Raw genomic sequence first — 25,434 nt, 5'->3', positions numbered from 1 at the left:
ACGATTAGGTTAGGCAAGCGGGATCAGTGCACGGGGAACGTGTGCGTCATGATCTCGATAACAACCGCGGCCTTCATATGGGATTGTTTCACTAATCTTTGATGAGGAGCGGCATGAAATGCCGTATAAAATGCTGAAATTATCGCATCGGAACGCTCCCTAGGGTGATCCATTTGTTGATTTGACCCGTGTCCAGTCTTCTTGCGTACACAAATGGAGGAATAAAGATGCGCATCATGGTACAGAAATTCGGAGGTACATCTCTCTCTACCGTTCAGGCGAGAGAGCATGTGCTCCGTCATGTTAAACGTGAACTTGAAGCAGGATTAAGTCTGGTCATTGTTGTGTCAGCGATGGGTCGCCGTGGTGAGCCTTATGCAACTGATACGTTACTGGACTGGGCTGCACAGAACGGAAATGCACTCTCCGCACGCGAAAAGGATTTACTGCTGTGCTGTGGTGAAATTATTTCTGCGACGACTTTGAGCAGTCTGCTCGAACATGAAGGCATTCCAACTACAGTGCTGACCGGTGCACAAGCAGGTTTTGTGACGGACGACAATTTCGGGAATGCCCGAATTTTGGATGTCCGTCCTGTTCGTGTGCTGGAGCAGCTACAGAGTGGGCGTGTTGTCATTGTTACAGGGTTCCAGGGGCAGACCGAAAATGGTGACTTTACGACCCTTGGTCGTGGAGGAAGTGATACGTCAGCCACAGCTCTTGGTGCAGCATTACATGCTGAGATGGTGGACATATACACAGATGTAAATGGGATACTGACAGCAGATCCACGTATCGTGGAGGATGCTCGTCCGTTGACTGTTGTGAGTTATGCCGAGATATGTAATATGGCCCATCAAGGAGCCAAGGTAATTCACCCACGTGCAGTCGAGATTGCAATGCAATCCCAGATTCCAGTGCGTGTGAGATCTACCTTTGCAGATAGTGAAGGGACGCTGGTAACGCATCCAGAAGGATTCCAGGATGTGCAGACAGGCATTGTCGACCGTTATGTAACAGGGATTGCCTATGTGAGTAATGTTACGCAAATAACCGTGGAAGTGCCGGGCGGTGCAGATCGTTTGCAGCTGAAAGTGTTCAAAACGATGGCTGAAAATTCGATCAGCGTAGATTTTATTAATGTTACCCCTCTGGGGGTTGTCTATACCGTTTTCGATAGTGATTCCGAGAAAGCTATACAGGTACTGCAGGAAATTGGTCTTAAACCGCAAAGTCTCTCCGGATGTGCCAAAGTTTCCGTCATCGGCGGAGGTATCAACGGAGTGCCAGGCATTATGGCACGGATCGTGGAGTCCTTGACACTTGCGGACATCCAGATCCTGCAATCTGCAGATTCCAATACAACGATTTGGGTACTTGTGAAAAAAGAAGATATGGTTCAAGCTCTGAGGGCGCTTCACGCCTCATTCGAACTTCACTTGTAGTACTTTGAAGTCAGAGGAGCCGGACCTGTTTTGAAGGAGGAATCGAATTGGACTTTGGAAGATTGATTACAGCAATGGTCACTCCGTTCAACGAACAAGGGGAGATCCATTGGGAGGAAACTGCACGTCTGATTGACTATTTGATTGATGATCAAAAGTCAGAGACGCTCGTTATTTCAGGAACAACTGGAGAATCTCCCACGCTTAGCGACAAAGAAAAAGTAGAACTATTCGAATTCGCAGTAAAACATGCGGCTGGACGGTGCAAAATCATTGCTGGAACGGGTAGCAATAACACCGCTCATTCTATCCATCTGACTCAGGACGCTGAACGTGCTGGTGTAGATGGTGTTTTGCTGGTTGTTCCTTATTACAACAAACCAAGTCAAGAGGGAATGTTTAGACACTTTGAAGCGATCGCCAACGCGACGAAACTGCCAATTATGTTATATAACGTTCCTGGACGTACAGCAGCCAGTCTTTCGGCTGCAACAACGCTTCGTTTGGCACAGATTCCTAACATAGTAGCTACGAAGGAATGTGTATCATTGGAGCAAGTCACGCAGATTGCTGCGGGTGCACCGGGACATTTCAGGGTGTATTCCGGTGACGATGCTTCTGGCTTGCCAGCCATCGCTGTAGGTGCTTACGGGATCGTTAGCGTTGCTAGCCATGTGGTAGGCGCTGAGATGAAACAAATGATTGATTCCTACTTCGGTGGTGCACCTGTACAGGCGGCTCAGATACATCAGAAGCTGTTTCCGGTGTTCAAAGGTCTATTCGAGTGCCCACAGCCTTTACCGAACCCTGTAGCGGTGAAATACGCTCTGACATTGCGCGGTCTGAATGTAGGAACTGTACGCCTTCCGCTTATAGCTGCAACAGAGGATGAGCAAGGCTTTATTCGTACCTTGTTCAACTTGCAATAATACGATATTGAACTGATTTGTTAACTTTTATAAACCCATAGAAATTGTAGAAGAACCGCTCCTCATTTAAGAGGAGGCGGTTCTTTTTTTGACGATGATTGTTAGGTTTCTTTTCACAACTGGAGGCAAACCTAGAGGTTAACGAGAGAGTGACTTGTTTTTTTTGTTTTTAATCATGTATAATGATGTCAAGTGACTGGGTGCGGTATTTTTTTGAAATTGAAAGCGACATCGTTTCTTGGTGTAGCTTTGTGGTGAAAAAGGAAGGAACGGCTAAGAAGGATCATTTCAAAATCCATCTTGTTGGTGAAGGGGAATAACTTCGAAGAACTTCTTCCAAATATCGTGAATAAAGGTGCTCTTTTGCATTCATCCCTATTTACGGGCATGGGTGTGATGGACTGCTTTTCTTAACTTACAATAAAATAATAAGGTACGACGTCCAACTACCATAGGAGGTTTAGATTCATTTGTCTAAGAAAAATAACAACGATAAACTGATGATTTTTGCTTTGGGCGGCGTAGGCGAGATTGGTAAAAATATGTACGTCATCCAATACGCGAACGACATTGTAGTCGTAGATGCTGGTCTTAAATTCCCGGAAGAAGATATGCTTGGAATCGATATCGTCATTCCTGACATCTCTTATCTAACTGAAAACCGTGACAAAGTAAGAGGTATTATTTTGACTCACGGACATGAGGATCATATCGGTGGTCTGCCATATGTTCTGAAACACTTGAATGTTCCTGTATACGGAACAAAGCTTACTCTCGGACTTGTGGAGAACAAGCTGAAAGAAGCCAATTTGCTGGGTGAAACAAAACGCATCCTGATTGATGCGGATTCCGAGATTCAACTCGGCTCTGTATTGAAAGCAACGTTCTTCGCTACTAACCATAGTATTCCGGATTCCGTCGGCGTATGTGTCGAAACACCGGAAGGCGCTGTTGTTCATACAGGTGACTTCAAATTTGATCACACTCCAGTCAATGGTCAATATGCAGATCTCCAGCGTATGGCACAGATCGGAACCAATGGCGTACTCGCCCTCTTGTCCGATAGCACCAACGCAGAGAAACCTGGATTTACACCTTCGGAGAAAAATGTGGGTATCGTTCTGGAAGATATCTTCCGTAAAGCAAGCCAACGTGTCGTTGTAGCAACATTTGCTTCCAACGTACACCGGATTCAACAGGTTATCAATGCAGCTGAAGTAACTGGACGTAAAGTCGCAGTTATTGGACGCAGTATGGTAAATGTGGTGGGTATTGCTTCTGAACTGGGTTACCTTGAGATTCCAGACGGCATGATCATTGAGCCGGAAGAAGTAGGCAAAATGGCTGCAGACCGTGTAGTAATTCTCTGCACAGGTAGCCAAGGCGAGCCGATGTCAGCATTGACACGTATGGCTCGTTCCACTCATCGTAAAGTAGATATTTTGCCTGGTGATACAGTAATTATTGCTGCAACTCCAGTTCCAGGTAATGAGAAATATGTAGGCCGTACGATTGACGAACTGTTCCGTCTGGGTGCCAACGTGCATTACAGCGGTGCAAACAGTGGCGTTCACGTATCCGGTCACGGTAGCCAGGAAGAGCTGAAACTAATGCTTAACCTGATGAAACCGAAATATTTCCTGCCGATTCACGGTGAATTCCGTATGCAGCGCCGTCACGCGGTATTGGCTGAATCTGTAGGTATTGATCCAGACAACATTTTCATTACGGATATCGGTGAAGTGGTTGAAATTCAAGGCGGAGCAGCACGCAAGGCAGGTAAAGTTACTGCAGGTAACGTGTTGATCGACGGCTTGGGTGTAGGCGATGTAGGTAACATCGTATTGCGTGACCGTAAATTGCTGTCACAGGATGGCATTCTGGTTGTCGTGGTAACACTGAGCAAACAGGATGGCAAAATTGTTTCCGGTCCGGACATCATCTCCCGTGGATTTGTCTATGTACGCGAATCGGAAGGACTGCTTGATGAAGCCAATCGCATCGTCAGCAGCACACTGCAGAAGTTGATGAGTGAGAACGTTAACGAATGGGCTTCACTCAAAACGAATGTTAAAGATGCACTCGGACGCTTCTTGTATGAGCAAACTCGTCGTAGACCGATGATTTTGCCAATCATTATGGAAGTTTAAAATAAATCAAACAAAAACATAAATTCAGGCACACAGTCGCCCCTTCTCTACGAGTAATATTGGACGGTTCCTCGTAGAGAAGGGGCTTTTTTTGTTGTTTTCTGGCCCTACACCAGATTATGGAGAAATTGATGAGTAATAGGGTATAAGTCAGCTGAAACATTCCCCATACTAAGGAAATACATTACATGTTTCTGGAGAAGGGGAGTAATCGAATGAGCGAAAACATGAAAAACAAGCAAACACCGAAATCGGAACAACCGGGCACCGAGGCACCGGAAGTCCCCGCACAAGAGGAAAAGGCCATGTCACCTGTAACGGAGGCCATTCAGCAATTTGGACAGACGCAGTCACCCGCAGCTGAATCGAACATTTTCTGTATGACCATTATCGGTCAGGTGGAAGGGCATTTAATTTTACCTCCGCAAAACAAAACAACGAAGTATGAACACCTCATTCCTCAGCTGGTTGCAGCAGAGCAGAATCAGCGAATCGAAGGCATCTTGATCATTTTAAATACGGTAGGAGGAGATGTGGAGGCGGGCCTGGCTATTGCCGAAATGATTGCTTCACTTAGTAAACCTACGGTTACCGTCGTCATTGGAGGAGGGCACAGCATCGGGGTTCCGATCGCGGTTGCCTCAACCTATTCACTGATTGCGGGTAGTGCAACAATGACCATTCATCCGATCCGTATGAACGGACTGGTGATAGGCGTGCCTCAGACGTTTGAGTACATGGAGAAGATGCAGGAACGTGTCGTAAGATTTGTTACATCGCACTCCAATATCTCTGAAGAAATGTTCAAGGAACTGATGTTTAAAACGGGTGAACTCAACCGCGATATCGGAACAGCTGTGGGTAGCGCTGATGCGGTTAAATATGGATTGATGGATGCCGTAGGCGGGATCGGACAGGCCATCGCCCAGTTGAATCAGCTCATTGGAGACAAAAGACAGACGCTGCAGGCAGGTGGGTATACCCAATGACACTTTACACAGTGATGCCACCTGAACTGCTGTGGTCAGGGATGTGGAATGAAGGAGAAGACACCCGTGAGATCAAGATGAACGGATTATTGATGCTGGTCAGACCTGTTAATGAAAATGAGGCTGTCATTGTACGTTTACTTGAATGCCCCTTGGAAGCTTATCTGAATCCCGCTAATATGCCCGGATCTATCGTTCCACTTTCGGGTAACCCGGGACCAACATAACGCGACCGAATAAGACAAATTGAGCAGAAAAAGAACATATGTACGGATTATATTTGTATGGTATAATATTCTTCTGGGGGTGACCTGATTTTGGCCAGAAGAAAAAAGAGGAAAAAAAAGGCCGCAGCTTTTAGCGGCGTTTTAAAATATGAAATTTACGGCATTGTGCTTATAACCCTTGCCGTCATTGCTTTGTCGGGTGAAGCAACCGTAGGGCGCTCGCTTTCCAAGATGTTTGGATTGATGCTTGGCAAGTTCTATTTTGCGATTCCGCTTATAGGGATCTATTATGGCTTAATGGTGATGATTCATCGAAAATGGCCGAGCGGCTGGACAACGCGCAAGACAGGGCTCGTATTGCTGGTGTTTGCTTTAACACTGATGAGTACCGTCTCTGCCATGCACCAGAAACTTATACCAGTTGGAGCCCTTGAGCCAGGTGCTGTACTTACACAGATACATAATGATATGCAAACCGAGTTGCTCACGCCTGCTGCGCCAGGCGAACGGGATTCGATGCTCAATAAGGACATTAGCGGCGGTTATATAGGAGCGGCGCAGTTTGCCTTGTTCTTGTGGTTGTTTGGCAGCTTGGGAGCCCGATTGATTATGATCGTGATGTTCGTTATCAGTTTCATGTTGATTACCAATCTTTCTTATGTCGATCTGATTCGTATTTTCAGAACGAAGATATGGGATGCAGGCAGTGCGATGTACAAAAAGCTGGAGGCTAGACCAGCAGCACGTGCTACTTCAAGCTCTGCGGGCAAGAAAAACGGGAATGTTCGCAAAGTGGTACCTGTTCCAGTAGACGACGAGGAAGATGATGACGATTACGATGATCTGCAGAATCAACAGCTACCGAAACGAAAAGCACCTATTTTTTTCCAACTATTTGGAAAATGGGGTTCTGATCGGGAACGTACGAAGACTGAGCGTGGAGTGGACGAGGATGATTCTTTAGAAGCGGAACATGTCGTCTACCGTGCTGAGCAGGAAACCCCTGCGGATTCATGGCATGATGAGCCAAGCATCGCATCCGATGTAATGTCTCCCGCAGCAGTTTCTGTGCAATCAAGAGCTAATTCGGCTCCAATCATCCGTGACTTCTTTGAACATGTCAGATCCGAGGATGCGGGTAAAGATGATGATCTGGATGATGCGTATCCTTTCCCGGATGATCTAACGGATAACATGCAGGCAGAAGAGCTTCCAATCAAGATCTCAGATGAACTTGTGGATAACAATGAGTGGCCTGAAGCGGCGGATGCTGGAATAGCTACGATTGATGCTGTTGAGGGTAGTTCAGACGTTGGGTCTACGTTGAGCAATGGGGCTCAAGGTTCGGTTGTTTCAGATACGGAGGGGCAGGAAGTGCAGCCAGTTAAGCCTCCACCACCACCTCCGAAACCTTATAAACTTCCGTCATTCAGACTTCTTTCCAAGCCTAACAATGGAGGCAAGGGTGGCGACCAGAAGGATTACATGCAGACTGCACGCAAGCTGGAAGCAACGCTGGAAAGCTTCGGTGTTCGTGCCAAAGTACTTGAAGTAGTCAGAGGACCAGCTGTTACACGGTATGAGATCCAACCGGATATTGGTGTGAAGGTTAGCAGAATTGTAAGTCTGACAGACGATATTGCTTTAGCCCTGGCGGCAAAAGATATCCGAATGGAAGCCCCAATTCCCGGCAAATCCGCAATCGGTATTGAAGTACCTAATGGAGAGGTATCCGTAGTAACAATGCGGGAGGTTATGGAGACACCCACATTCCAGGAAGCCGAATCCAAAGTGACCATTGCATTTGGACGAGATATCTCTGGACAGACGATCATCGGTAATCTGGCTCGAATGCCCCATTTGCTGGTGGCTGGTGCGACGGGTTCAGGTAAATCAGTATGTATCAATGGTATTATTACGAGCATCCTGTACAAAGCGAAGCCGGATGAAGTGAAATTTTTGATGGTCGATCCCAAAATGGTCGAGCTAAACGTATATAACGGTATTCCACATCTGATGGCGCCAGTCGTAACGGATCCTAAAAGGGCTTCACTTGCACTCAAAAAGATCGTTGTTGAGATGGAGAAAAGATATGAGTTGTTCTCCAAATCCGGTACACGTAACGTTGAAGGTTATAACAATCTGATGAAAGACAACCCAGCGGCGGTTTTGCCTTACATCGTTGTTATCGTGGACGAGCTGGCTGACCTCATGATGGTTGCCGCCGGTGACGTGGAAGATGCGATTGCTCGATTGGCTCAGATGGCGCGTGCAGCGGGTATCCATCTGATCATTGCTACACAGCGCCCTTCTGTGGATGTTATCACTGGTGTAATCAAAGCCAACATTCCGTCCCGGATTGCCTTTGGTGTGTCCTCTCAAGTGGATTCTCGAACCATTCTGGATATGGGTGGGGCCGAGAAGTTGTTGGGCCGAGGAGATATGCTGTTTATGCCTATGGGAGCTTCGAAGCCGGTTCGTGTACAAGGCGCTTTTATGAGTGATGAGGAAGTTGAAAATATCGTGAATTACGTGCGTGGTCAAGGTGAAGCGCAGTATGACGAATCCATTGTTCCTGAGGTGGATGATTCCGTTCAGGCAGCAGATGAAGTGCAGGATGAGTTATATGAACAAGCAGTGCAGATTATTTTGGAGGCGAAGCAAGCTTCCGTTTCTCTACTGCAGCGCCGAATGCGAGTGGGTTACACGCGCGCAGCACGTTTGATTGACTCCATGGAGGCCCGAGGTGTAATTGGTCCTTACGAGGGCAGTAAACCAAGGGAAGTATTGATCTCACTGGAACAGTATCAACAGAATAAAATAAGCTCGTAATACACAGCATGTGTAAACGATCCAAGCCCTTAACCTTACTGGTTGAGGGCTTTTTGCATGCCATTTGACTGAAGATTTGCCATGATGTCCAATGATCGGAGGATTTGGTGCATAGGAACGAAGTATGCTTGTCATAATAACCTTAGCGATTCTGTTAATCCCACAAGAGAAAGGTAGAGCACAGTCGATGCGAAAAATGAACATATGGCTTTTCACTGCTATTTTGCTGATGTCCGCATTGGGAATTCGTTATTTGCTTCCTGGGAATACAGCAACTGAAAGTCCAAACCCAAGTACCTCGCAAGTCGAAGAGCAGTCGTTACCGACCTTTAGCACCAATGCTGTGAAATATGGAAGTTACGGTCAGGATGTATATGAGCTTCAAGGCCGGCTAAAATATTTGGGATTTTACAATGGTAAAATTGACAGTAATTTCGGCAGCACCACATTGAAATCAGTAAAATGGTTTCAATCGGAATTCGGCATGAAGGCAGATGGTGTGGTTGGAGCCAAAACCAAGCTGAAACTTTACAATGCTTCAAAACAATGGTCGCCAACAGAAACACCGTTGCACAAGGATCAAACCTCAGGAGATAGTGGCAACAATAACAATACTGCGGATAAAGAGCAGGACAATATGGGCTCTGCCAATTCCATGGGATTGTCAGAGAACGAAATCAAAATTATGGCTAACGCGGTATATGGTGAATCTCGCGGAGAGCCATTTGAAGGTCAAGTGGCAGTAGCGGCAGTTATCCTGAATCGTGTGAAATCGCCGAGTTTCCCGAACACACCGTCAGGAGTGATTTTCCAGCCGGGTGCGTTTACTGCCGTTGCAGACGGCCAGATTTATCTGGAACCGAATGCACAAGCTAAAAAAGCAGTTGAACAGGCGATGAATGGTTGGGACCCATCCGGTGGATGCCTCTATTATTTTAATCCGAAGACAGCTACATCCAAATGGATCTGGACACGTCCTCAGGTAAAAACAATTGGGCAACATATATTCTGTATGTGATGATCTTGGAAGCAACCAGAAGGCGTGACTTCGGTTGCTTCTTGCCTTTTGAATGGGTTAAAATGGTTGTTACGTTTAAGCTTCACTTATTGCACGATAAATGACGCCGTAAAGGGGTTTTGACATTTGAATACATCAGGATTTGAACGAGGAAACCGGAAAGAATTCCGCATACATGTTCTTCCTACGAAACGTTTTAAGACATTTGCGATCTCGCTTTACGCAGGGGTTCCCCTGCAGGAAGATACGGTTACCAAAGTAGCCTTAACACCTTTCGTACTTCGGCGCGGGACCGAATCCTATCCGGAAACAACGCAATTTCGTGAACAATTGGAACATTTATATGGAGCGGGTTTTGGCTTTGATGTCTATAAACGTGGCGATTACCAGATCGTACAGTTCCGTATGGATACCATTAATGATTCCTTTGTTGGCGGAGACGAGCAGCTGTTGGATCGCTCTTTTGCTTTTCTGGGTGAGGTCCTCACACGCCCTGCACAGGAGAATGGACATTTCCGAACCTCTTATGTACAAGCTGAACGGGAGACTGTTCGCAAAATGCTGGAGTCCATCGTCAATGACAAGATGCGTTATGCTGCGGAACGTAGTATTGAGGAGATGTGTAAAAACGAACCTTACCGCTTGCACCCGCTTGGTGAACGCAAGGATTTGCCGGGCATTGATCCAGATACATTGACAGCTTCGTATCAGGAATGGTTGCAGCAGGCAAGTATGGACTTGTATGTGGTGGGCGACACCACGCTGGAAGAGGTAGAGAATCTGGTTCAGCGTTATTTCAATGTAGAACGAGCGACCTCTTCTGACTATCATACACAGGAAGCTATTCGTGGAGATAAAGAAGTGGAAACCGTTGTAGAACGGCTTAATGTTAATCAGGGTAAGCTCAATATGGGGCTTCGCACGTCTATCACTTATGGTGACCCTCAGTATGCAGCTGCTTTGATGTATAACGGCATTCTCGGAGGATATCCTCATTCCAAGCTGTTTGTTAATGTTCGTGAAAAAGAAAGTCTGGCGTACTATGCCTCTTCGCGTTATGACGGGCATAAAGGGATTGCAACGATCCAATCCGGGATAGAAATCCCCAATTACGAAAAAGCCGTCATGATTATCAAGCAGCAGCTGGATGAAATGAAGAATGGGAATATCACTGACCTGGAGATGTCCCAGACCAAGGCGATGATCCGTAATTTGCTCAAGGAAATGCAGGATTCTGCATTTGAGCTGATTGCTTATGATTTCAATCGACAGTTATCCGGCAAAGAACGGACCGCCGAGGAACTGCTGGCCCAGGTAGAACAAATCAGTAAAGAAAATGTTCGTGAGGCGGCAGAGAAATTCCGTCTGGATACCATTTATTTCTTGCGTGATGAGAAGGGGGAATAGTCGGTGGAGAGCATAACATACGATCGTTTGCAGGAAACGCTGTATTACGAAGTGATGGATAACGGGCTGCATGTTTATATTCTGCCTAAACCGGGTTTCCAGAAAACATATGCCACATTTGCAACCAAATACGGCTCGGTGGACAATCATTTTAAGGTTGAAGGACAAGAGGAAGTGAAGGTCCCGGACGGAATTGCTCATTTTCTGGAACACAAAATGTTTGAAGAGCCAACAGGTGATATTTTTGCCACATTTGCTTCTCATGGAGCTTCTGCCAATGCTTTTACCAGTTTCGATCAGACGGTTTATTTGTTTTCGGCGACGGAACATGTCAATGAAAATATACAAACATTAGTTGATTTTGTGCAAAATCCTTACTTCACCGATCAGAATGTGGAAAAGGAAAAAGGGATCATCGCACAGGAAATTAATATGTATGCGGATAATCCGGATTGGCGCGTTTATTTTGGCCTGATCGAGGCGATGTATCAGAAACATCCTGTGCATATTGATATCGCCGGAACCGTTGAATCCATTGGTACTATAACCAAAGAAACGTTGTACACATGTTACAATTCTTTTTATCATCCAAGCAATATGCTTCTGTTTGTCGTGGGTGGAGTAGATCCGCAGGAAGTGATCGATATGGTTCGTTCGAACCAGGCGAAGAAAAATTACAAGCCTCAAGGGAAAATCGAGCGGATTTTCGAACCGGAGCCTAAGCAAGTGGGCGAAGCTAGACGTGAATCCAAATTGGCCGTTTCCCTGCCCAAATGTTTGTTTGGTTTTAAGGAAACTGAAGTGGGACTTACTGGAGAAGACCTGCTGCGCCGGGATATGACAACTAAACTAATGATGGATCTGTTATTTGGTTCAAGTACCCCGCTATTTCAAAAATTGTACGATGAAGACCTGATTTCGGACAGCTTTGGGCATGAATATAACAGTTCGCGGCAATATGCTTTTTCTGCTATTGGCGGGGATACCAAAGACCCTGATCAACTGCTTGCGCGTATCCGTGAAGAAGTCGATGCTATTGTGGAAAAGGGATTTGATGCAACCGACTTTGAGCGCGCACGCAAAAAGAAAATAGGTGGATATTTGCGTATGCTCAATTCACCAGAAAACATTGCGAATGAATTCACGCGTCAGCAATTCCGTGGTGGCGATTTTTTCAACATGCTCTCGTTGTATGAATCGCTCACACTGGAAGAGGTAAACCGCAGGTTGAAAGAGCATATTCGTTGGGATCAACTGGCGATATCGCTTGTCGTGAGTCCTTAATATGGAGAGGGGAACAGGACAATTGAAGCCAATTGGAGAAATGACAGTACTTGTAACAGGCGCGAGCGGAGGCATTGGAGCAGCTATCGCAGAGCGTTTTGCCAAGGTGGGCATGAATGTAGTGATTCACTATATGAAATCGCATGAAGCAGCTAATGAAGCGGCGAGAAGGTGCATGGAACAAGGCAGTGGTAAAGTCATGACGGTGTCTGCTGATCTACGCAGTCGGGAGCAAATTGAACGTATGCGTGAGAAGCTGGAATCACATGGGCTGATGCCGGATATTCTGGTGAATAATGCAGGGATATCTCATTATGGAATGCTGTCCGATGTTACGGAAGAAATCTGGGATGAAGTGATGGCGATCAACTTGAAAGGCACGTTCTTGTGTACACAGGAAATGATGCCTCACATGATCTCCCAAAGATATGGCCGAATTATTAACGTGTCGTCTATCTGGGGACTGTCCGGGGCCTCTTGTGAGGTGTTGTATTCTACAACCAAAGGCGGTGTAAATGCATTCACTAAGGCTCTTGCCAAAGAGTTGGCTCCATCTGGCGTAACGGTGAATGCTGTAGCTCCTGGTGCAGTTCAAACATCTATGTTGAACCATCTGGACCAGGATGAACTAAAAATGCTGGAAGAGGAAATTCCGGCAGGAAGACTTGCCCAGCCAGATGAAATCTCATCACTGGTCTACTTCCTTGCACTTCCCGAGTCTGGATACATTAATGGGCAGATTATAAGTCCAAATGGTGGCTGGCTCACGTAATATATGGGGGGCGCGCAAACAATTTTGTTTTTAAATACGGGTAGTTTCGTGATGGAAATTAATGATTCGTAGATGATCTTCGATTAATTCAAAAATGCTCGTATATAAAATGTCCGGGAAGCACATATTACAACTGTTGATTTTAAATCTCATGCGTCAGCTAAGGAGGATTTATCATGTCAACAGAAAAAACAGTGCTCTCAAGTTTTGACACTTGGAAGAAGTTTTTGGGTGACCGCGTGCTGCAAGCAGAGAAGATGGGGATGAGTGAAGATACCATCAACAAACTTGCATACGAAATCGGTGACTTCCTGGATGAGAAAGTCGATCCGGCGAACCATTCCAACCGGGCATTGAAAGAATTATGGGAAGTCGGCGATGCAGATGAGCGTCGTACGATCGCGTGCCTGATGGTCAAATTGGCCAAACAAAACGCATAAGATTACAGATGGAAAGCTCCCGCAAGGGGGCTTTTCTCTAATGATTACACATTGATTACAGACCTGTTCTTGTAATTCATTTTCATTTTATATATCATTAACGTGACCCATTTTTAGAAGATATCTCAGATTGTCGTCCAATGGACGCGTTCTGTTACTGTCGAATAATGTGGAATAATGCTTTACGGGGTGTTTAAATGGAATCTAAACAATGGTATATGGAGTATAAAATACATAAGAACAGACCCGGTCTGTTAGGGGATATTGCCTCTATGCTGGGGATGCTTGAAGTAAATATATTGACCATCAACGGTGTTGAAGGCAAAACCCGGGGGATGCTTTTGGAATCGGACGATGATGAGAAGATCCGTCTGCTGGGTGAAATGCTTGGCAAAGTGAACAGCATAACGGTGTCTGCTTTGCGACAACCGAAACTGGTAGATATTCTCGCTGTGCGTCATGGTCGTTATATTGATCGTGATTCGGATGATCGCAAAACATTTCGTTTTACGCGGGACGAACTTGGGTTACTTGTGGACTTTTTGGGTGAAGTATTTAAGAGGGAAGGCAATCAAGTCATTGGTTTGCGTGGAATGCCGCGTGTAGGCAAAACGGAATCCATTATTGCAGGCAGCGTATGTGCGATGAAGCGCTGGACGTTTGTTTCCTCCACACTTCTTCGTCAGACCATAAGAAGCCAGATGTCAGAGGACGAATTGAATCCAAACAATGTGTTTATCATTGACGGAATTGTCAGTACGATTCGTTCAAGCGAACGGCATTATAATCTGTTACAGGACATCATGACGATGCCAAGCACCAAGGTTATTGAACATCCGGATATTTTTGTGCAGGAGTCTGAATATGATTTTAATGATTTTGACATTATTATTGAACTGCGCAACAATCCGAATGAAGAAATTATTTATGATACGTTTACGGCCAGCTACACCGACGAACTGTAACGCTCCGTACTGGATCATGAAATAGATAAGCAACAACCATAGAGATAAACATAAGGAGGAGATGGCATGTCTGAACTGGGTCAGCAGTTAAGAGAGGCCCGGCTGCAAAAAGGGATGAGTCTTGACGATGTACAGGAAATGACTAAAATTCGCAAGAGGTATTTGGAGGCAATAGAGGCAGGAGACTACAAAGTGCTGCCTGGCAGCTTCTATGTGCGTGCATTTATCAAAACCTATGCGGAAACGGTGGGACTAAATCCTGATGAGCTGCTGGAGGGACATAAGAAAGATGTACCTGCAGAAGAAACGGAAGCAACCATGGAGCCAGTTATTCAAAAGCGTTCAAGCCGCCCTGTAGAGCGCAGTAACCGCTGGATGTCTGTTGCGCTGATGTGGACTTTTCCGGTATTAATTCTTGTGCTGTTGTACGTGTATGTAGTGATGAACAAAGATGATTCGGATACACAAGGGCTGGATCAGACAAAGATCACAGACAGCCAGCAGCAACCTCAAGATAAACCGGATGAGCCTACAGATAATGGCCAAGCTTCTAATCCTCCAGCTAATGAACCAGGTAGCGGAGAAACGAATGAAGGCGAAGCAGGCGGTAACGGTGGCGGAACAGCAGAGGGGCAGACTGACAGACAAACTGATGGACAGACGGATGGGCAAACAACGGGTGAAAATGAAGAGAACCCAACGGATAATCAGCCAGCTTCTGTAACTGTTGCTGAAGACGGAAAATCAGGCAATATTACGAACTTCAAAGTGAACGGCAGTGCAGGGCAGCCTGTGACGGTTACAATTAAAGCAACGGGGCATAGTTGGCTGGAAGTATACAAGGGCGAGAACTCTAGTGGCGAGAAGTTGGAATACGGCAACACCGCTGAGGGAGACAGTTATACTTTTGAATTGGACAGTGCAGGAATGTACATTAAGTCCGGTTACGCTGCAGCGACCACAATTGAGGTTGCAGGGCAGGTTGTGACAGACGGGAAAGCGACAAACCGCATTCGGTTAAGACTTGGTGAGGATACGTCCTCCACTGGTACTGAAGCCACAACGACGAATGAAACAGAAAGCAATACCGAAGGAAGCAACGGCACTAGCGGCGAATAACCAAAGTTTCTGCGGGAGACACTAACCTTGTCTTCAACTTGCAGTCAACTTTTGGTGAAGTGAGGTGGATGGCTGTGACAGTCAGCTGGATCGTAACAGGTTTGGGGATCATTGTCAGCCTCCTGGGTTATTACTTGACTCCAACTGCTTGGGGTTACGGAATTTTGGGTTTTGGACTTGCACATGTACTTCTGGGTGTGCTTGACATGTTCAGACAGCCTAATCGCAGCCGTTATTAGAAGGACAGCCGCATGAAAAGCATTTTTGGTAACCATCTTAAGTGGTAGCCAAAAATGCTTTTTTATTCTGAAAAACCTCATAAAATTAGACTTTTGCTTGGCGTATCCTCTATAATGTTACAGAATATATGATTAACTGAAAGGGTGACTGGTTTGAGTTCAGAAAATTCATTTGATATCGTGTCCAAAATGGACTTGCAGGAATTGACAAATGCCGTTACACAAACGGAAAAGGAAATTGGCACGCGTTATGACTTCAAGGGCAGCAAGAGCAGTCTGAAACTGGATAAGGATGCGTTAACGATCGTATCTGATGATGAGACCAAACTCAAGGCTGTTATCGATGTACTGCAATCCAAGATGGCTAAGCGGGGTTTACCTCTAAAAAACATTGATTATGCAAAAGTAGAACCAGCTTCTTCAGGTACAGTCCGCCAGCGTTTGAATTTCAAACAGGGGATTGATCAGGATATCGCTAAAAAAATTAATATTCTGATTCGTGACTCCAAGATTAAGGTGAAGAGTCAGATTCAGGGAGATCAGCTCCGGGTAACAGGTAAAAGTAAGAATGATTTGCAGGCAGTCATGCAGTTGTTGAACGGTGCCAATCTACCTCTGGATCTGCAATATACAAACTTTAAGTAATATCTCCTTATTGTAGCTAGGTATGTTTTTTGACACTGCAATTGGCGTATATTATACTAAGTGTGCATTGCTGGCAGATAAGCATCAAAGCCCAGTCATCATCGTTTGCTGACTTTGTGAAAAGCAGTACATCTTCTGAAAGTCACCGGAACGTTTAAAACGGTTTTGCGTTTGAACGGTTGACTTTATTTTTTGCGTTTTTACATAGTGAGAGCACTTTAGTGCTGATTGACAGTGAAACTGTAAATTTCATGTTCCGGATGATGAATACGGGATTAAGATGAATGTTTGGAGTAATGGAGGATAAGAGGGAGGGCGTCTTGTGAATTTACCCAACCGGATTACGCTTGCACGAATTTGCTTAATCCCTTTTTTGATGGTGTTCCTGCTCGTAGATTTTCCGTTTTACCCAGAGCCGTTGCAATTGGGAAGCTTATCACTTCCGTATAATCAGTTGATTGCTGCTGTCATTTTTATCATTGCAGCAAGCACGGATGGAATTGATGGCTATCTGGCGCGGAAAAATAATATGGTCACCAACCTAGGGAAATTGCTTGATCCGCTGGCTGACAAGTTGTTGGTTACTGCGGTACTGATTTCGCTTGTGGAAATGGGCAAGTTGGATTCCTGGATTGCCGTGGTCATTATTAGTCGTGAGTTTGCGGTTACCGGCTTGCGTCAGATTGCATTATTGGATGGTTCGGTTGTTGCTGCAAGTGCCTGGGGCAAACTGAAAACCGTCGTGCAAATTGTGGCGATTGTGCTGCTGTTGTTGAATAATTTCCCGTTCTCATTTACGGGTATTCACATGGACGTTATTGCCGTTTGGGCTGCAGCAATCATTACGATTTGGTCAGGTATTGATTACTTTATTAAAAACAAAAATTTGCTTCATTTATCGAAAGCGTAACGTTTTTGAGGTTAAATGGGGAAGCATGAAGAAATCATTTGTACGAAGGGCAATAGGGAATTATCCTATTGCCCTTTGATCACTCATCACGTGTACAGGAGGATGCTGAATGAAGGCAGAAATTATTGCAGTTGGCACAGAATTGTTGCTTGGACAAATTGTGAATACCAATGCCCGATATCTATCCCGTGAATTGGCTGCGATCGGGATTGATGTATATTTCCAAACGGTGGTTGGTGATAATCTTAATCGACTTAGTGACGCTATTCGCATCGCTCAAGGTCGTGCAGACGTCATTTTATTTTCCGGGGGCATCGGTCCCACACGGGATGATCTGACCAAGGATGCGATCGCGGCGGTCTTGAACCGCAAGCTTCATATAGATCGAATGGCTATGGACAAAATCGAGAGCTTCTTCCGAGATCGCAATGTGGACATGACCGAAAATAATCGCCGTCAGGCAATCGTTATAGAAGGTGGGACACCGCTGGCGAACGAAACAGGCCTTGCCGCAGGAAATGCGATTTCCGACAATGGCAAGCATTATGTAGTGATGCCTGGACCACCGAAAGAGCTGATTCCAATGTTTGAACAGGAAGTTAAGCCTTGGCTGTTCCAGCATGTACTGACAGAAGAAATGCCGATTTACTCGAAAATGCTGAAGTTTGCAGGAATCGGAGAATCAGCATTGGAAGACCGACTCCTGGATCTGATTGATACGCAGACAGATCCAACGATTGCTCCTTATGCCAGTGAGGGAGAAGTTACGGTACGTGTATCTACAAAGGCTCCAAGTGAGAGTGAGGCGAAGCTGAAGCTGGACGCAATGGAAGTTCAGATCCGGGAACGATTGCCAGAGCATCTCTACGCGAACGAGGATGTGCCTATAGAGTACACAATCGTAACGATGATGTCTGATATGGGTCTGACCCTTAGCGCGGCTGAGAGCTGCACAGGAGGGCTCGTCATGCAAAGTCTGACGTCAGTCCCTGGCAGTGCTTCGATGCTTAAGGGCGGAATAGTATGTTACTCCAATGAAATTAAGGAGAAGCTGCTCCATGTGCCACATGCCTACCTGGAAGGTGAAGATGCACCGGGCGCAGTGAGTCCCGAAGTCGCCAAAGTGCTGGCAGAACAGATTCGCATGATTGGGGATGCCGACTTCGGTCTGTCGGTTACAGGTGTAGCGGGACCTGGTTATTCTGAACGCAAACCGCCAGGACTTGTTTTCATCGCTCTGGCTCAACGTGGTAAAGAGACAGAAATTCATGAACTGCGCATTAATGGCAATCGGGAGACGGTTCGGATCCGTTCAGCGAAGGCGATTCTTTACCGTTTGTGGCGTAAACTTGTGGAGATGGACTAGTTCACGGCTCGGATTGCATTTGCCAAAGCAAGCAAGTATAATAAAGGAAGACGGAAGAACCGTAGAATCAGGCTTTACAGCCTTGTTTACGGTTCTTTTTTCTGTTTAATGGAAAGTTTGCTTGAGGAAGAGGCGCCTCGGCCTTCACAAAAAAAACGAATGTATGTTCGAAAAAAAGCTTGGCAAACGTGTTAAAACAAGGTATCATTATCTTATAAACAGTAAAGGGTGTGAGCTTATTGTCAGACCGTCGTGCCGCGCTTGATATGGCGCTCCGTCAAATAGAGAAGCAATTTGGTAAAGGATCCATCATGAAACTGGGTGAGTCGACTCACATGCAAGTGGAAATCATACCCAGCGGTTCCTTGGCTCTGGATATTGCATTAGGAACAGGCGGCTTGCCCAAAGGCCGTATTGTTGAAATATATGGACCAGAATCTTCCGGTAAAACAACTGTAGCATTGCATGCGATTGCTGAAGTACAACGGGTGGGTGGACAAGCTGCATTTATCGATGCAGAGCATGCTCTTGACCCGCAATACGCAAGCAAACTGGGTGTTAACATTGATGAGTTGCTTCTGTCCCAGCCAGATACGGGTGAGCAAGGGCTTGAAATTGCAGAAGCACTTGTACGTAGTGGCGCTGTGGATATTGTCGTTATTGACTCCGTTGCTGCATTGGTACCAAAAGCGGAAATCGAAGGCGAAATGGGTGATTCCCATGTCGGTTTGCAAGCACGTCTGATGTCTCAGGCATTGCGTAAACTGTCTGGGGCAATCAGCAAATCCAAAACCATCGCAATCTTCATTAACCAGCTTCGTGAAAAAGTCGGTGTTATGTTTGGTAACCCGGAGACAACACCTGGTGGTCGTGCCCTGAAATTCTACTCTACAGTACGTCTGGATGTACGTCGTATTGAGAGTATTAAATCAGGTAATGACATCATCGGAAACCGTACTCGTATCAAAGTTGTAAAAAACAAAGTGGCACCACCGTTTAAACAAGCGGAAGTGGACATTATGTACGGTGAAGGTATTTCGAGAGAAGGCAGTATCATTGATATTGGTACAGAGCTGGACATCGTTAACAAAAGTGGTGCGTGGTACTCTTACGAAGGCGAGCGTTTAGGTCAAGGACGTGAAAACGCCAAGCAGTTCATGAAAGAGCATCAAGATATTGCTCAAGTAATCGAGCAAAAAATCCGTGTAGCCAGCAACTTGACTACTGCAGTTCCTGTGCCTACGACTGAAGATCAACAAAAAGAAGCGGCAGAAGAACAAGAATTGTTTGAAATTAACGAGTAATGCTCTGAATCCCCGAAACTTGTCTGATTGAGCTTGGCTCGATCTAGATCTAGCTAATGGGGTAAGGTGTGCGCTCGCGCTGTCCAACAGCCTCTGTCCGAATGGGCAGGGGCTGTTGGTACGTTTTCTGTTAGGGAGAGGCCGGACATTGTTTCCGGCCTTTTGTATTAGCATCTGATGTCTCTGTGAAGTTACGCTCTAAACGTATGCAGTTTAGCTGCTTATCTCCGTCGGAGATCTGCTAATCATTGTTTTATTGTCTGCTTTCAGTTAGACACCTGTGATACAAGTATCAATTGATGTGGAAGGGGAGACCGAAATGGATCAACATGAAGATGATTTATATGAAGAAGCCGAGCTGGAGGGAATCTCCCAATTCCCGGATAACGAAGAACTTATCATTACACGAGTTGAACGAACGAAGAGCAGGGAAGCTCGTTACCGAATTACCTTTGGTTTATATTCAATTACAGTGCTTGAAGATGTAATGATTAAATATCGGATGACCCGGGGAAATACGTTTCTGAAAAAAGACTTGGAAGATATCATAGTAGCTGACGAGCGACAGCGAACGTATGTGCAGTCTTTGCGATATCTGGAGCATAAACCCCGCACACGCCACGAATTAAGTCAGAAGCTTCGTCAGAAAGAGTTTGCTGCACCGTTGATTGAAGAGGCCCTGGACCGGCTTGAGCGAGAGAATTTGGTCGATGACGAACTGTTTGCGAAGGAATGGACTCGTCAGCGTATGGAGGGCCAGCGGAAGGGGAAACTGTGGATAAGGCAAGAGCTTCGTCAGAAAGGCATTGCCAATGAGCTGATTGCTGAAGCGCTAGAAGGTGTAAGTACAGATGCGGAATATGAGACGGCTCTAACCGCCGGACGCAAAAAATGGAATCAGGTCAAAGGAGACATCCAGGAGAAGAAACGTAAAACGCTTCCCTTCTTGATGCGACGAGGTTTTTCCATGGATATGGTGCGTCGGGTCGTGAATTGTTTAATTGAAGAAGACGAGGCTAAAGACCTTGAAGATGACGAAGCGTTGTTATGGGATTAGCAGACTGGACTCACTATACTGCATTCTCTTGACAATTTCTTTCGTCAAATACTAAAATGGACATGAGTCTGTAAGAAATGGACAACCCTTTTTCCTTCCAAAAAAGCGGTTTCTGTTTTTTAAGATTTATACCATTCATGATTATGGGTTCGCTGGAAACGGTGAATAGTACATGGAAGCATGTACATGTGAAATGAAAATCGGCGGGGGATCGCCGTGAGTATTCGTTATTCCCAAAAATATGTAAGGCTTGAAAACAACAAATTGACCCAAGGAGTGCCTTGGAGGAACCAACGAGGAGGTGAACAGTATGGACATCGTAATCACGATCGTTCTCGTTGTGGCCGCGCTCGTTATTGGGTTCGGAGTAGGGTATTTTATTCGCAAATCTCTTGCAGAGGCTAAGATCTCCAGTGCGGAACAAGCTGCCGTGCAAATCGTGGAGAACGCGAAGAAAGAGGCAGAGGCACTGAAGAAAGAAACGGTGCTGGAAGCGAAGGACGAAATCCATCGCATTCGCGCCGAAGCTGAAAAAGACACTCGTGAACGTCGGAACGAAATTCAACGACAAGAAAGACGATTGTTGCAAAAAGAAGAGTCGCTGGATAAAAAATTGGAATCACTCGAACGTAAAGAAGAGCAAGTGGCTAACAAAGAGAAACGAATTGATGAGACACAGCAGCAAATCGAGATGATCTACAAAAACCAGGTGACGGAGCTGGAGCGCATATCCAACCTCACCATGGAAGACGCACGCAGTATCATACTGTCCAACGTAGAACAGGAAGTTCGTCATGAGACGGCTCAAATGATCAAGGACATTGAACAGCAAGCGAAGGAAGAAGCGGACAAAAAGTCCCGCGAGATTATTACACTCGCCATCCAACGCTGTGCGGCTGATCACGTGGCGGAAACAACGGTATCCGTTGTTACTTTGCCAAATGAAGAAATGAAAGGCCGGATTATCGGTCGTGAAGGACGTAACATCCGTGCGCTTGAAACCCTTACAGGGATTGACCTCATTATCGATGATACGCCAGAAGCTGTTATTCTGTCGGGCTTTGACCCGATTCGCCGTGAAATCGCCCGTACTGCCCTCGAAAAACTGGTGGCTGATGGACGTATTCACCCGGCACGGATTGAAGAGATGGTGGAGAAATCCCGCAAAGAAGTGGATGAGCGTATCCGTGAATACGGTGAGCAAGCTACCTTTGAAGTGGGCGTGCATGGTCTGCATCCGGACTTGATTAAAATTCTGGGCCGGTTGAAGTTCCGTACAAGCTACGGTCAAAACGTCTTGAAACATTCGATGGAAGTCGCTTATCTGGCTGGATTGATGGCTGGCGAACTCGGAGAAGACGTAACCCTAGCAAGACGTGCAGGTCTATTGCATGACATTGGTAAAGCGCTGGATCACGAAGTGGAAGGATCACACGTCGAAATCGGCGTGGAACTAGCGAAGAAATACAAAGAACATCCGGTTGTAATCAACAGTATCGCGTCCCATCACGGGGATTGCGAAGCGACTTCGGTTATTGCCATGTTGGTTGGTGCAGCAGATGCGCTCTCCGCAGCAAGACCAGGCGCACGCCGCGAAACGCTGGAAACGTATATCAAACGACTGGAGAAGCTGGAAGAAATTTCGGAATCGTTCGAAGGTGTCGAGAAATCATATGCCATTCAGGCCGGACGCGAAGTTCGCGTTATGGTACAGCCTGAAAAAATCGACGATGCTGAAGCCTTCCGCCTCGCGCGTGACATCACGAAGATGATCGAGAACGAACTCGATTATCCGGGTCACATCAAGGTCACCGTCATCCGGGAAACCCGTGCGGTTGAATACGCAAAATAGAGCATTACGGAAAAGTGGCCGCAGTAGTGGGCCACTTTTCCTGTTGATAGCCTGTTAAAAGGCATTTTTATAATAAAATTGATGAGCAAGAGATAGAGGTCCTGCGAAGTTTCGGATGCTTTGAAGAAAAGCTGCGCTTGGTAGGGATTAAGGAGGCGGTAAAATGAAAGTTTTGTTTATTGGTGATATTGTGGGGAATGTGGGGCGTAAGGCACTGAAGGAAAACCTGCCCTACCTCAAAACGAAGTATAAGCCACATGTGGTCATTGTAAATGGGGAAAATGCAGCGGCAGGCCGGGGAATCACCGGGGCAATTGCGAATGAATTTTTTAACTGGGGTGTGCATGGCATCACCCTTGGTAACCATACCTGGGACAATAAGGACATATTTGATTTTATAGATGATGAGCCACGTATGATTCGTCCTGCGAACTTTCCTCCAGGAACACCAGGGCGCGGGTACACGGTAGTCAAAGGAGAAGGCAAGGAGCTGGCGATTGTCAACCTGCAGGGCCGGACGTTCCTGCCTGCTCTGGATTGTCCATTCCGCGTCGCCGATGAAATTGTGGATGAACTGCGTCAGGACCATAAATGCATTCTGGTCGATATGCATGCTGAAGCCACATCAGAGAAGATTGCTATGGGCTGGCATTTGGATGGACGTGCATCGCTGGTCGTAGGTACACATACACATGTGCAGAGCAACGATGATCGTATTTTGCCTGGAGGAACAGCTTATTTAACCGATGCTGGTATGGTAGGGCCGCGTGACGGCATATTGGGCATGGAGCGTGAAGCGGTGCTTCGCAAGTTCTACACTCAGCTTCCGGTACGATTTGTTGTTGATGATGGCAAATGGCATTTCCACGGTGTATTTGTGGAGATTGATGAAGCCACAGGTGCTGCAACACGCATTGAGAAAATTCGTCTGATGGAGGACGAGTGGCGCATGGAATAGGGGTATTGTCCCATTTTGCAGGGAAACCCATCTAAAAAGAAGGAATTTTTTTGCCTCCCGCGAATAACATCTAGTAAGTGGAAACAAACATTCAACATTCCCAGGGAGGTACTTACCATGGAAGTATTAAAAGTTTCAGCAAAGTCCAATCCCAATTCCGTAGCCGGCGCTCTTGCAGGTGTTCTTCGTGAACGTGGAAATGCTGAACTGCAGGCAATTGGAGCGGGAGCACTGAACCAAGCCATTAAAGCGGTAGCGATAGCCCGGGGATTTGTAGCACCAAGCGGAGTTGACTTGATTTGTATTCCAGCTTTTACAGACATTGTGATCGACGGCGAGGACCGAACGGCCATTAAGCTGATTGTGGAGCCCAGATAATACATGCGCTTATGCATTGAACCTGTTTACGAAGTAGACAGGTTTTTTTGCGTTTTAATTCCATAACATAACCGTGTAGAAGGAGAGATTGTGATGCACAACTGGCGAGTAGCCGATTTTCATTGTGATGCTTTGAGTAAAATGCTGATGAACCCTAGCCATTCATTTGAAAATGCTTCACAGCTGGATGTGAATCTGGAACGTATGAGGGAAGGTAACATTGGTTTACAGGCCTTTGCAATCTATTTGCCCGAAGTGCTTGGCAGAGGCAAGTTTGAACATGTGATGGGCCAGTTGGACATCTACCGCAAGCGAGTGGAGATAACCAAAGAACGAACTGAAGGCACACATACATTATTATGGCGAGAACAGCTTACGCAGATCGGGCAGACGGATAGACCGTGGGGACTGCTTACACTTGAGGGTGTCGATGGACTGGAGGGCAATCTTTTTTATCTGGAGTTATGTTATCAAATGGGTGTGCGGATCGTTGGGCTTACCTGGAACTATGCCAATTGGGCAGCTGATGGTGTATTGGAGAAACGTGGGGCGGGACTTACGGAGAAGGGCAGGGAGCTGGTTCACTTATGTAACCAAATCGGCATGCTGTTGGATGTTTCGCATCTGACCGAGAAAGGCTTTTGGGAACTTGCTGACCTTAGTGAACGCCCTTTTATCGCTTCGCATTCCAACAGTTATGCCATCTGCCCGCATGTGCGTAATTTGAAGGATGATCAGATTCTAGCTATTATTGCCCGGGAAGGGCGCATCGGACTGACGTTTGTGCCGTGGTTTGTGAAGCGAGAAGGCGAAGTATGTATTGAAGATCTATTGCCTCATATTGAGCGGATATGTTCTCTGGGTGGTGAGCATCATCTGATGATGGGGTCTGATTTTGACGGAATTGCTACGTATATCCACGACCTTGAACATACCGGGCAGTATCCAAAGCTGATAAATACGCTGCTTAAGCACTACGACGAATCACTCGTTCGAGGTTGGATGTGGGGTAATGCGATGAGTTATTTAGAAGAAAACTTGCCGTCGAAAAACTTGAAGATGGAACATGGGAAATCATGATACTGTTGGCCATCTGAATAAGACGAGCTGAAGGCAAAAGTCGTACATGTTCAGACGGATTTACCAAA

23 protein-coding genes are annotated in these 25,434 nt (G+C 46.1%); all 23 read left to right on the top strand.

Going from position 1 to position 25,434, the window contains the following annotated elements; all coding sequences use genetic code 11:
• Nucleotides 1-227: 227 nt before the first annotated feature.
• Complete coding sequence (dapG, locus tag G3352_RS24635) at nucleotides 228-1,445, top strand: aspartate kinase (RefSeq protein ID WP_063566369.1); 1,218 nt, start codon at nucleotides 228-230, stop codon at nucleotides 1,443-1,445.
• A gap of 47 nt (nucleotides 1,446-1,492) precedes the next feature.
• Nucleotides 1,493-2,374 (top strand): 4-hydroxy-tetrahydrodipicolinate synthase, encoded by an 882-nt coding sequence (gene dapA, locus G3352_RS24630; protein ID WP_163760889.1) that lies wholly within the window; start codon nucleotides 1,493-1,495, stop codon nucleotides 2,372-2,374.
• Nucleotides 2,375-2,844: 470 nt separating this feature from the next.
• Complete coding sequence (locus G3352_RS24625) at nucleotides 2,845-4,524, top strand: ribonuclease J (RefSeq protein WP_053783840.1); 1,680 nt, start codon at nucleotides 2,845-2,847, stop codon at nucleotides 4,522-4,524.
• A gap of 215 nt (nucleotides 4,525-4,739) precedes the next feature.
• Nucleotides 4,740-5,513, top strand: a complete 774-nt coding sequence (locus G3352_RS24620) for a ClpP family protease (RefSeq protein ID WP_481856331.1) — start codon at nucleotides 4,740-4,742, stop codon at nucleotides 5,511-5,513.
• Nucleotides 5,510-5,740 carry a YlzJ-like family protein gene (locus G3352_RS24615; RefSeq protein WP_163760885.1) on the top strand — a complete coding sequence of 77 codons (231 nt, stop codon included), beginning with the start codon at nucleotides 5,510-5,512 and terminating at the stop codon, nucleotides 5,738-5,740. Before G3352_RS24620 ends, G3352_RS24615 begins: the two co-directional genes overlap by 4 nt.
• Before the next feature lie 90 nt (nucleotides 5,741-5,830).
• Nucleotides 5,831-8,572: an FtsK/SpoIIIE family DNA translocase gene (locus G3352_RS24610; protein ID WP_163760883.1), complete on the top strand. Its 2,742-nt coding sequence runs from the start codon at nucleotides 5,831-5,833 to the stop codon at nucleotides 8,570-8,572.
• A gap of 187 nt (nucleotides 8,573-8,759) precedes the next feature.
• The gene (sleB, locus tag G3352_RS24605; RefSeq protein ID WP_163760881.1) at nucleotides 8,760-9,590 is read left to right on the top strand and encodes a spore cortex-lytic enzyme; all 831 of its coding nucleotides are present in this window, start codon (nucleotides 8,760-8,762) and stop codon (nucleotides 9,588-9,590) included.
• Between the two features lie 126 nt (nucleotides 9,591-9,716).
• Nucleotides 9,717-10,997 carry an EF-P 5-aminopentanol modification-associated protein YfmF gene (gene yfmF / locus G3352_RS24600; protein WP_099853249.1) on the top strand — a complete coding sequence of 427 codons (1,281 nt, stop codon included), beginning with the start codon at nucleotides 9,717-9,719 and terminating at the stop codon, nucleotides 10,995-10,997.
• Nucleotides 10,998-11,000: 3 nt separating this feature from the next.
• Nucleotides 11,001-12,281 (top strand): EF-P 5-aminopentanol modification-associated protein YfmH, encoded by a 1,281-nt coding sequence (gene yfmH, locus G3352_RS24595; RefSeq protein ID WP_163760879.1) that lies wholly within the window; start codon nucleotides 11,001-11,003, stop codon nucleotides 12,279-12,281.
• A gap of 1 nt (nucleotide 12,282) precedes the next feature.
• Nucleotides 12,283-13,053 carry an elongation factor P 5-aminopentanone reductase gene (gene ymfI, locus G3352_RS24590; protein ID WP_076289541.1) on the top strand — a complete coding sequence of 257 codons (771 nt, stop codon included), beginning with the start codon at nucleotides 12,283-12,285 and terminating at the stop codon, nucleotides 13,051-13,053.
• Nucleotides 13,054-13,229: 176 nt separating this feature from the next.
• Nucleotides 13,230-13,493 carry a DUF3243 domain-containing protein gene (locus G3352_RS24585; RefSeq protein WP_163760877.1) on the top strand — a complete coding sequence of 88 codons (264 nt, stop codon included), beginning with the start codon at nucleotides 13,230-13,232 and terminating at the stop codon, nucleotides 13,491-13,493.
• A 197-nt stretch (nucleotides 13,494-13,690) separates the two neighbouring features.
• Entirely contained in the window at nucleotides 13,691-14,458 is a 768-nt protein-coding gene (locus G3352_RS24580; RefSeq protein WP_024630282.1) for a DUF3388 domain-containing protein, read from the top strand.
• Between the two features lie 66 nt (nucleotides 14,459-14,524).
• On the top strand, nucleotides 14,525-15,577 hold the full coding sequence (locus tag G3352_RS24575) for a helix-turn-helix domain-containing protein (protein WP_163760875.1): 1,053 nt from the start codon (nucleotides 14,525-14,527) through the stop codon (nucleotides 15,575-15,577).
• 68 nt (nucleotides 15,578-15,645) lie between these two features.
• The gene (locus G3352_RS24570; protein WP_157258470.1) at nucleotides 15,646-15,816 is read left to right on the top strand and encodes a hypothetical protein; all 171 of its coding nucleotides are present in this window, start codon (nucleotides 15,646-15,648) and stop codon (nucleotides 15,814-15,816) included.
• 153 nt (nucleotides 15,817-15,969) lie between these two features.
• Nucleotides 15,970-16,461 (top strand): YajQ family cyclic di-GMP-binding protein, encoded by a 492-nt coding sequence (locus G3352_RS24565; RefSeq protein ID WP_163760874.1) that lies wholly within the window; start codon nucleotides 15,970-15,972, stop codon nucleotides 16,459-16,461.
• Between the two features lie 322 nt (nucleotides 16,462-16,783).
• Nucleotides 16,784-17,371, top strand: coding sequence for a CDP-diacylglycerol--glycerol-3-phosphate 3-phosphatidyltransferase (gene pgsA / locus G3352_RS24560; RefSeq protein ID WP_063566359.1), 588 nt, complete (start codon nucleotides 16,784-16,786; stop codon nucleotides 17,369-17,371).
• A 109-nt stretch (nucleotides 17,372-17,480) separates the two neighbouring features.
• Nucleotides 17,481-18,737 (top strand): competence/damage-inducible protein A, encoded by a 1,257-nt coding sequence (locus tag G3352_RS24555; RefSeq protein ID WP_163760872.1) that lies wholly within the window; start codon nucleotides 17,481-17,483, stop codon nucleotides 18,735-18,737.
• 239 nt (nucleotides 18,738-18,976) lie between these two features.
• Nucleotides 18,977-20,041, top strand: a complete 1,065-nt coding sequence (gene recA, locus G3352_RS24550) for a recombinase RecA (RefSeq protein ID WP_076289544.1) — start codon at nucleotides 18,977-18,979, stop codon at nucleotides 20,039-20,041.
• A 319-nt stretch (nucleotides 20,042-20,360) separates the two neighbouring features.
• Nucleotides 20,361-21,098, top strand: a complete 738-nt coding sequence (locus tag G3352_RS24545) for a regulatory protein RecX (protein WP_163760870.1) — start codon at nucleotides 20,361-20,363, stop codon at nucleotides 21,096-21,098.
• 310 nt (nucleotides 21,099-21,408) lie between these two features.
• Complete coding sequence (gene rny, locus G3352_RS24540; RefSeq protein ID WP_062326115.1) at nucleotides 21,409-22,950, top strand: ribonuclease Y; 1,542 nt, start codon at nucleotides 21,409-21,411, stop codon at nucleotides 22,948-22,950.
• 163 nt (nucleotides 22,951-23,113) lie between these two features.
• The gene (locus G3352_RS24535) at nucleotides 23,114-23,908 is read left to right on the top strand and encodes a TIGR00282 family metallophosphoesterase (RefSeq protein ID WP_024630289.1); all 795 of its coding nucleotides are present in this window, start codon (nucleotides 23,114-23,116) and stop codon (nucleotides 23,906-23,908) included.
• 117 nt (nucleotides 23,909-24,025) lie between these two features.
• Nucleotides 24,026-24,286 (top strand): stage V sporulation protein S, encoded by a 261-nt coding sequence (locus tag G3352_RS24530; protein ID WP_019005392.1) that lies wholly within the window; start codon nucleotides 24,026-24,028, stop codon nucleotides 24,284-24,286.
• A gap of 93 nt (nucleotides 24,287-24,379) precedes the next feature.
• The gene (locus G3352_RS24525; RefSeq protein WP_163760868.1) at nucleotides 24,380-25,366 is read left to right on the top strand and encodes a dipeptidase; all 987 of its coding nucleotides are present in this window, start codon (nucleotides 24,380-24,382) and stop codon (nucleotides 25,364-25,366) included.
• Nucleotides 25,367-25,434 lie beyond the last annotated feature (68 nt).

This window comes from Paenibacillus sp. ALJ109b, assembly GCF_010747435.1.
In the GTDB taxonomy this organism is placed as follows: Bacteria; Bacillota; Bacilli; order Paenibacillales; family Paenibacillaceae; genus Paenibacillus; species Paenibacillus taichungensis.
The sequence above is the reverse complement of the archived record's forward strand: the minus strand, read 5'-3'. Positions and strand labels throughout refer to the sequence as shown.

Bases quoted from the DNA above. Each gene is read 5' to 3' on its own strand.
- G3352_RS24575 (WP_163760875.1), top strand. From the start codon at position 14,525: ATGTCTGAACTGGGTCAGCAGTTAAGAGAGGCCCGGCTGCAAAAAGGG.
- G3352_RS24615 (WP_163760885.1), top strand. From the start codon at position 5,510: ATGACACTTTACACAGTGATGCCACCTGAACTGCTGTGGTCAGGGATG.
- dapG (WP_063566369.1), top strand. From the start codon at position 228: ATGCGCATCATGGTACAGAAATTCGGAGGTACATCTCTCTCTACCGTT.
- ymfI (WP_076289541.1), top strand. From the start codon at position 12,283: ATGGAGAGGGGAACAGGACAATTGAAGCCAATTGGAGAAATGACAGTA.
- G3352_RS24525 (WP_163760868.1), top strand. From the start codon at position 24,380: ATGCACAACTGGCGAGTAGCCGATTTTCATTGTGATGCTTTGAGTAAA.
- G3352_RS24570 (WP_157258470.1), top strand. From the start codon at position 15,646: ATGGCTGTGACAGTCAGCTGGATCGTAACAGGTTTGGGGATCATTGTC.
- G3352_RS24580 (WP_024630282.1), top strand. From the start codon at position 13,691: ATGGAATCTAAACAATGGTATATGGAGTATAAAATACATAAGAACAGA.
- G3352_RS24530 (WP_019005392.1), top strand. From the start codon at position 24,026: ATGGAAGTATTAAAAGTTTCAGCAAAGTCCAATCCCAATTCCGTAGCC.
- G3352_RS24545 (WP_163760870.1), top strand. From the start codon at position 20,361: ATGGATCAACATGAAGATGATTTATATGAAGAAGCCGAGCTGGAGGGA.
- G3352_RS24585 (WP_163760877.1), top strand. From the start codon at position 13,230: ATGTCAACAGAAAAAACAGTGCTCTCAAGTTTTGACACTTGGAAGAAG.
- G3352_RS24620 (WP_481856331.1), top strand. From the start codon at position 4,740: ATGAGCGAAAACATGAAAAACAAGCAAACACCGAAATCGGAACAACCG.
- G3352_RS24555 (WP_163760872.1), top strand. From the start codon at position 17,481: ATGAAGGCAGAAATTATTGCAGTTGGCACAGAATTGTTGCTTGGACAA.
- G3352_RS24535 (WP_024630289.1), top strand. From the start codon at position 23,114: ATGAAAGTTTTGTTTATTGGTGATATTGTGGGGAATGTGGGGCGTAAG.
- sleB (WP_163760881.1), top strand. From the start codon at position 8,760: ATGCGAAAAATGAACATATGGCTTTTCACTGCTATTTTGCTGATGTCC.
- rny (WP_062326115.1), top strand. From the start codon at position 21,409: ATGGACATCGTAATCACGATCGTTCTCGTTGTGGCCGCGCTCGTTATT.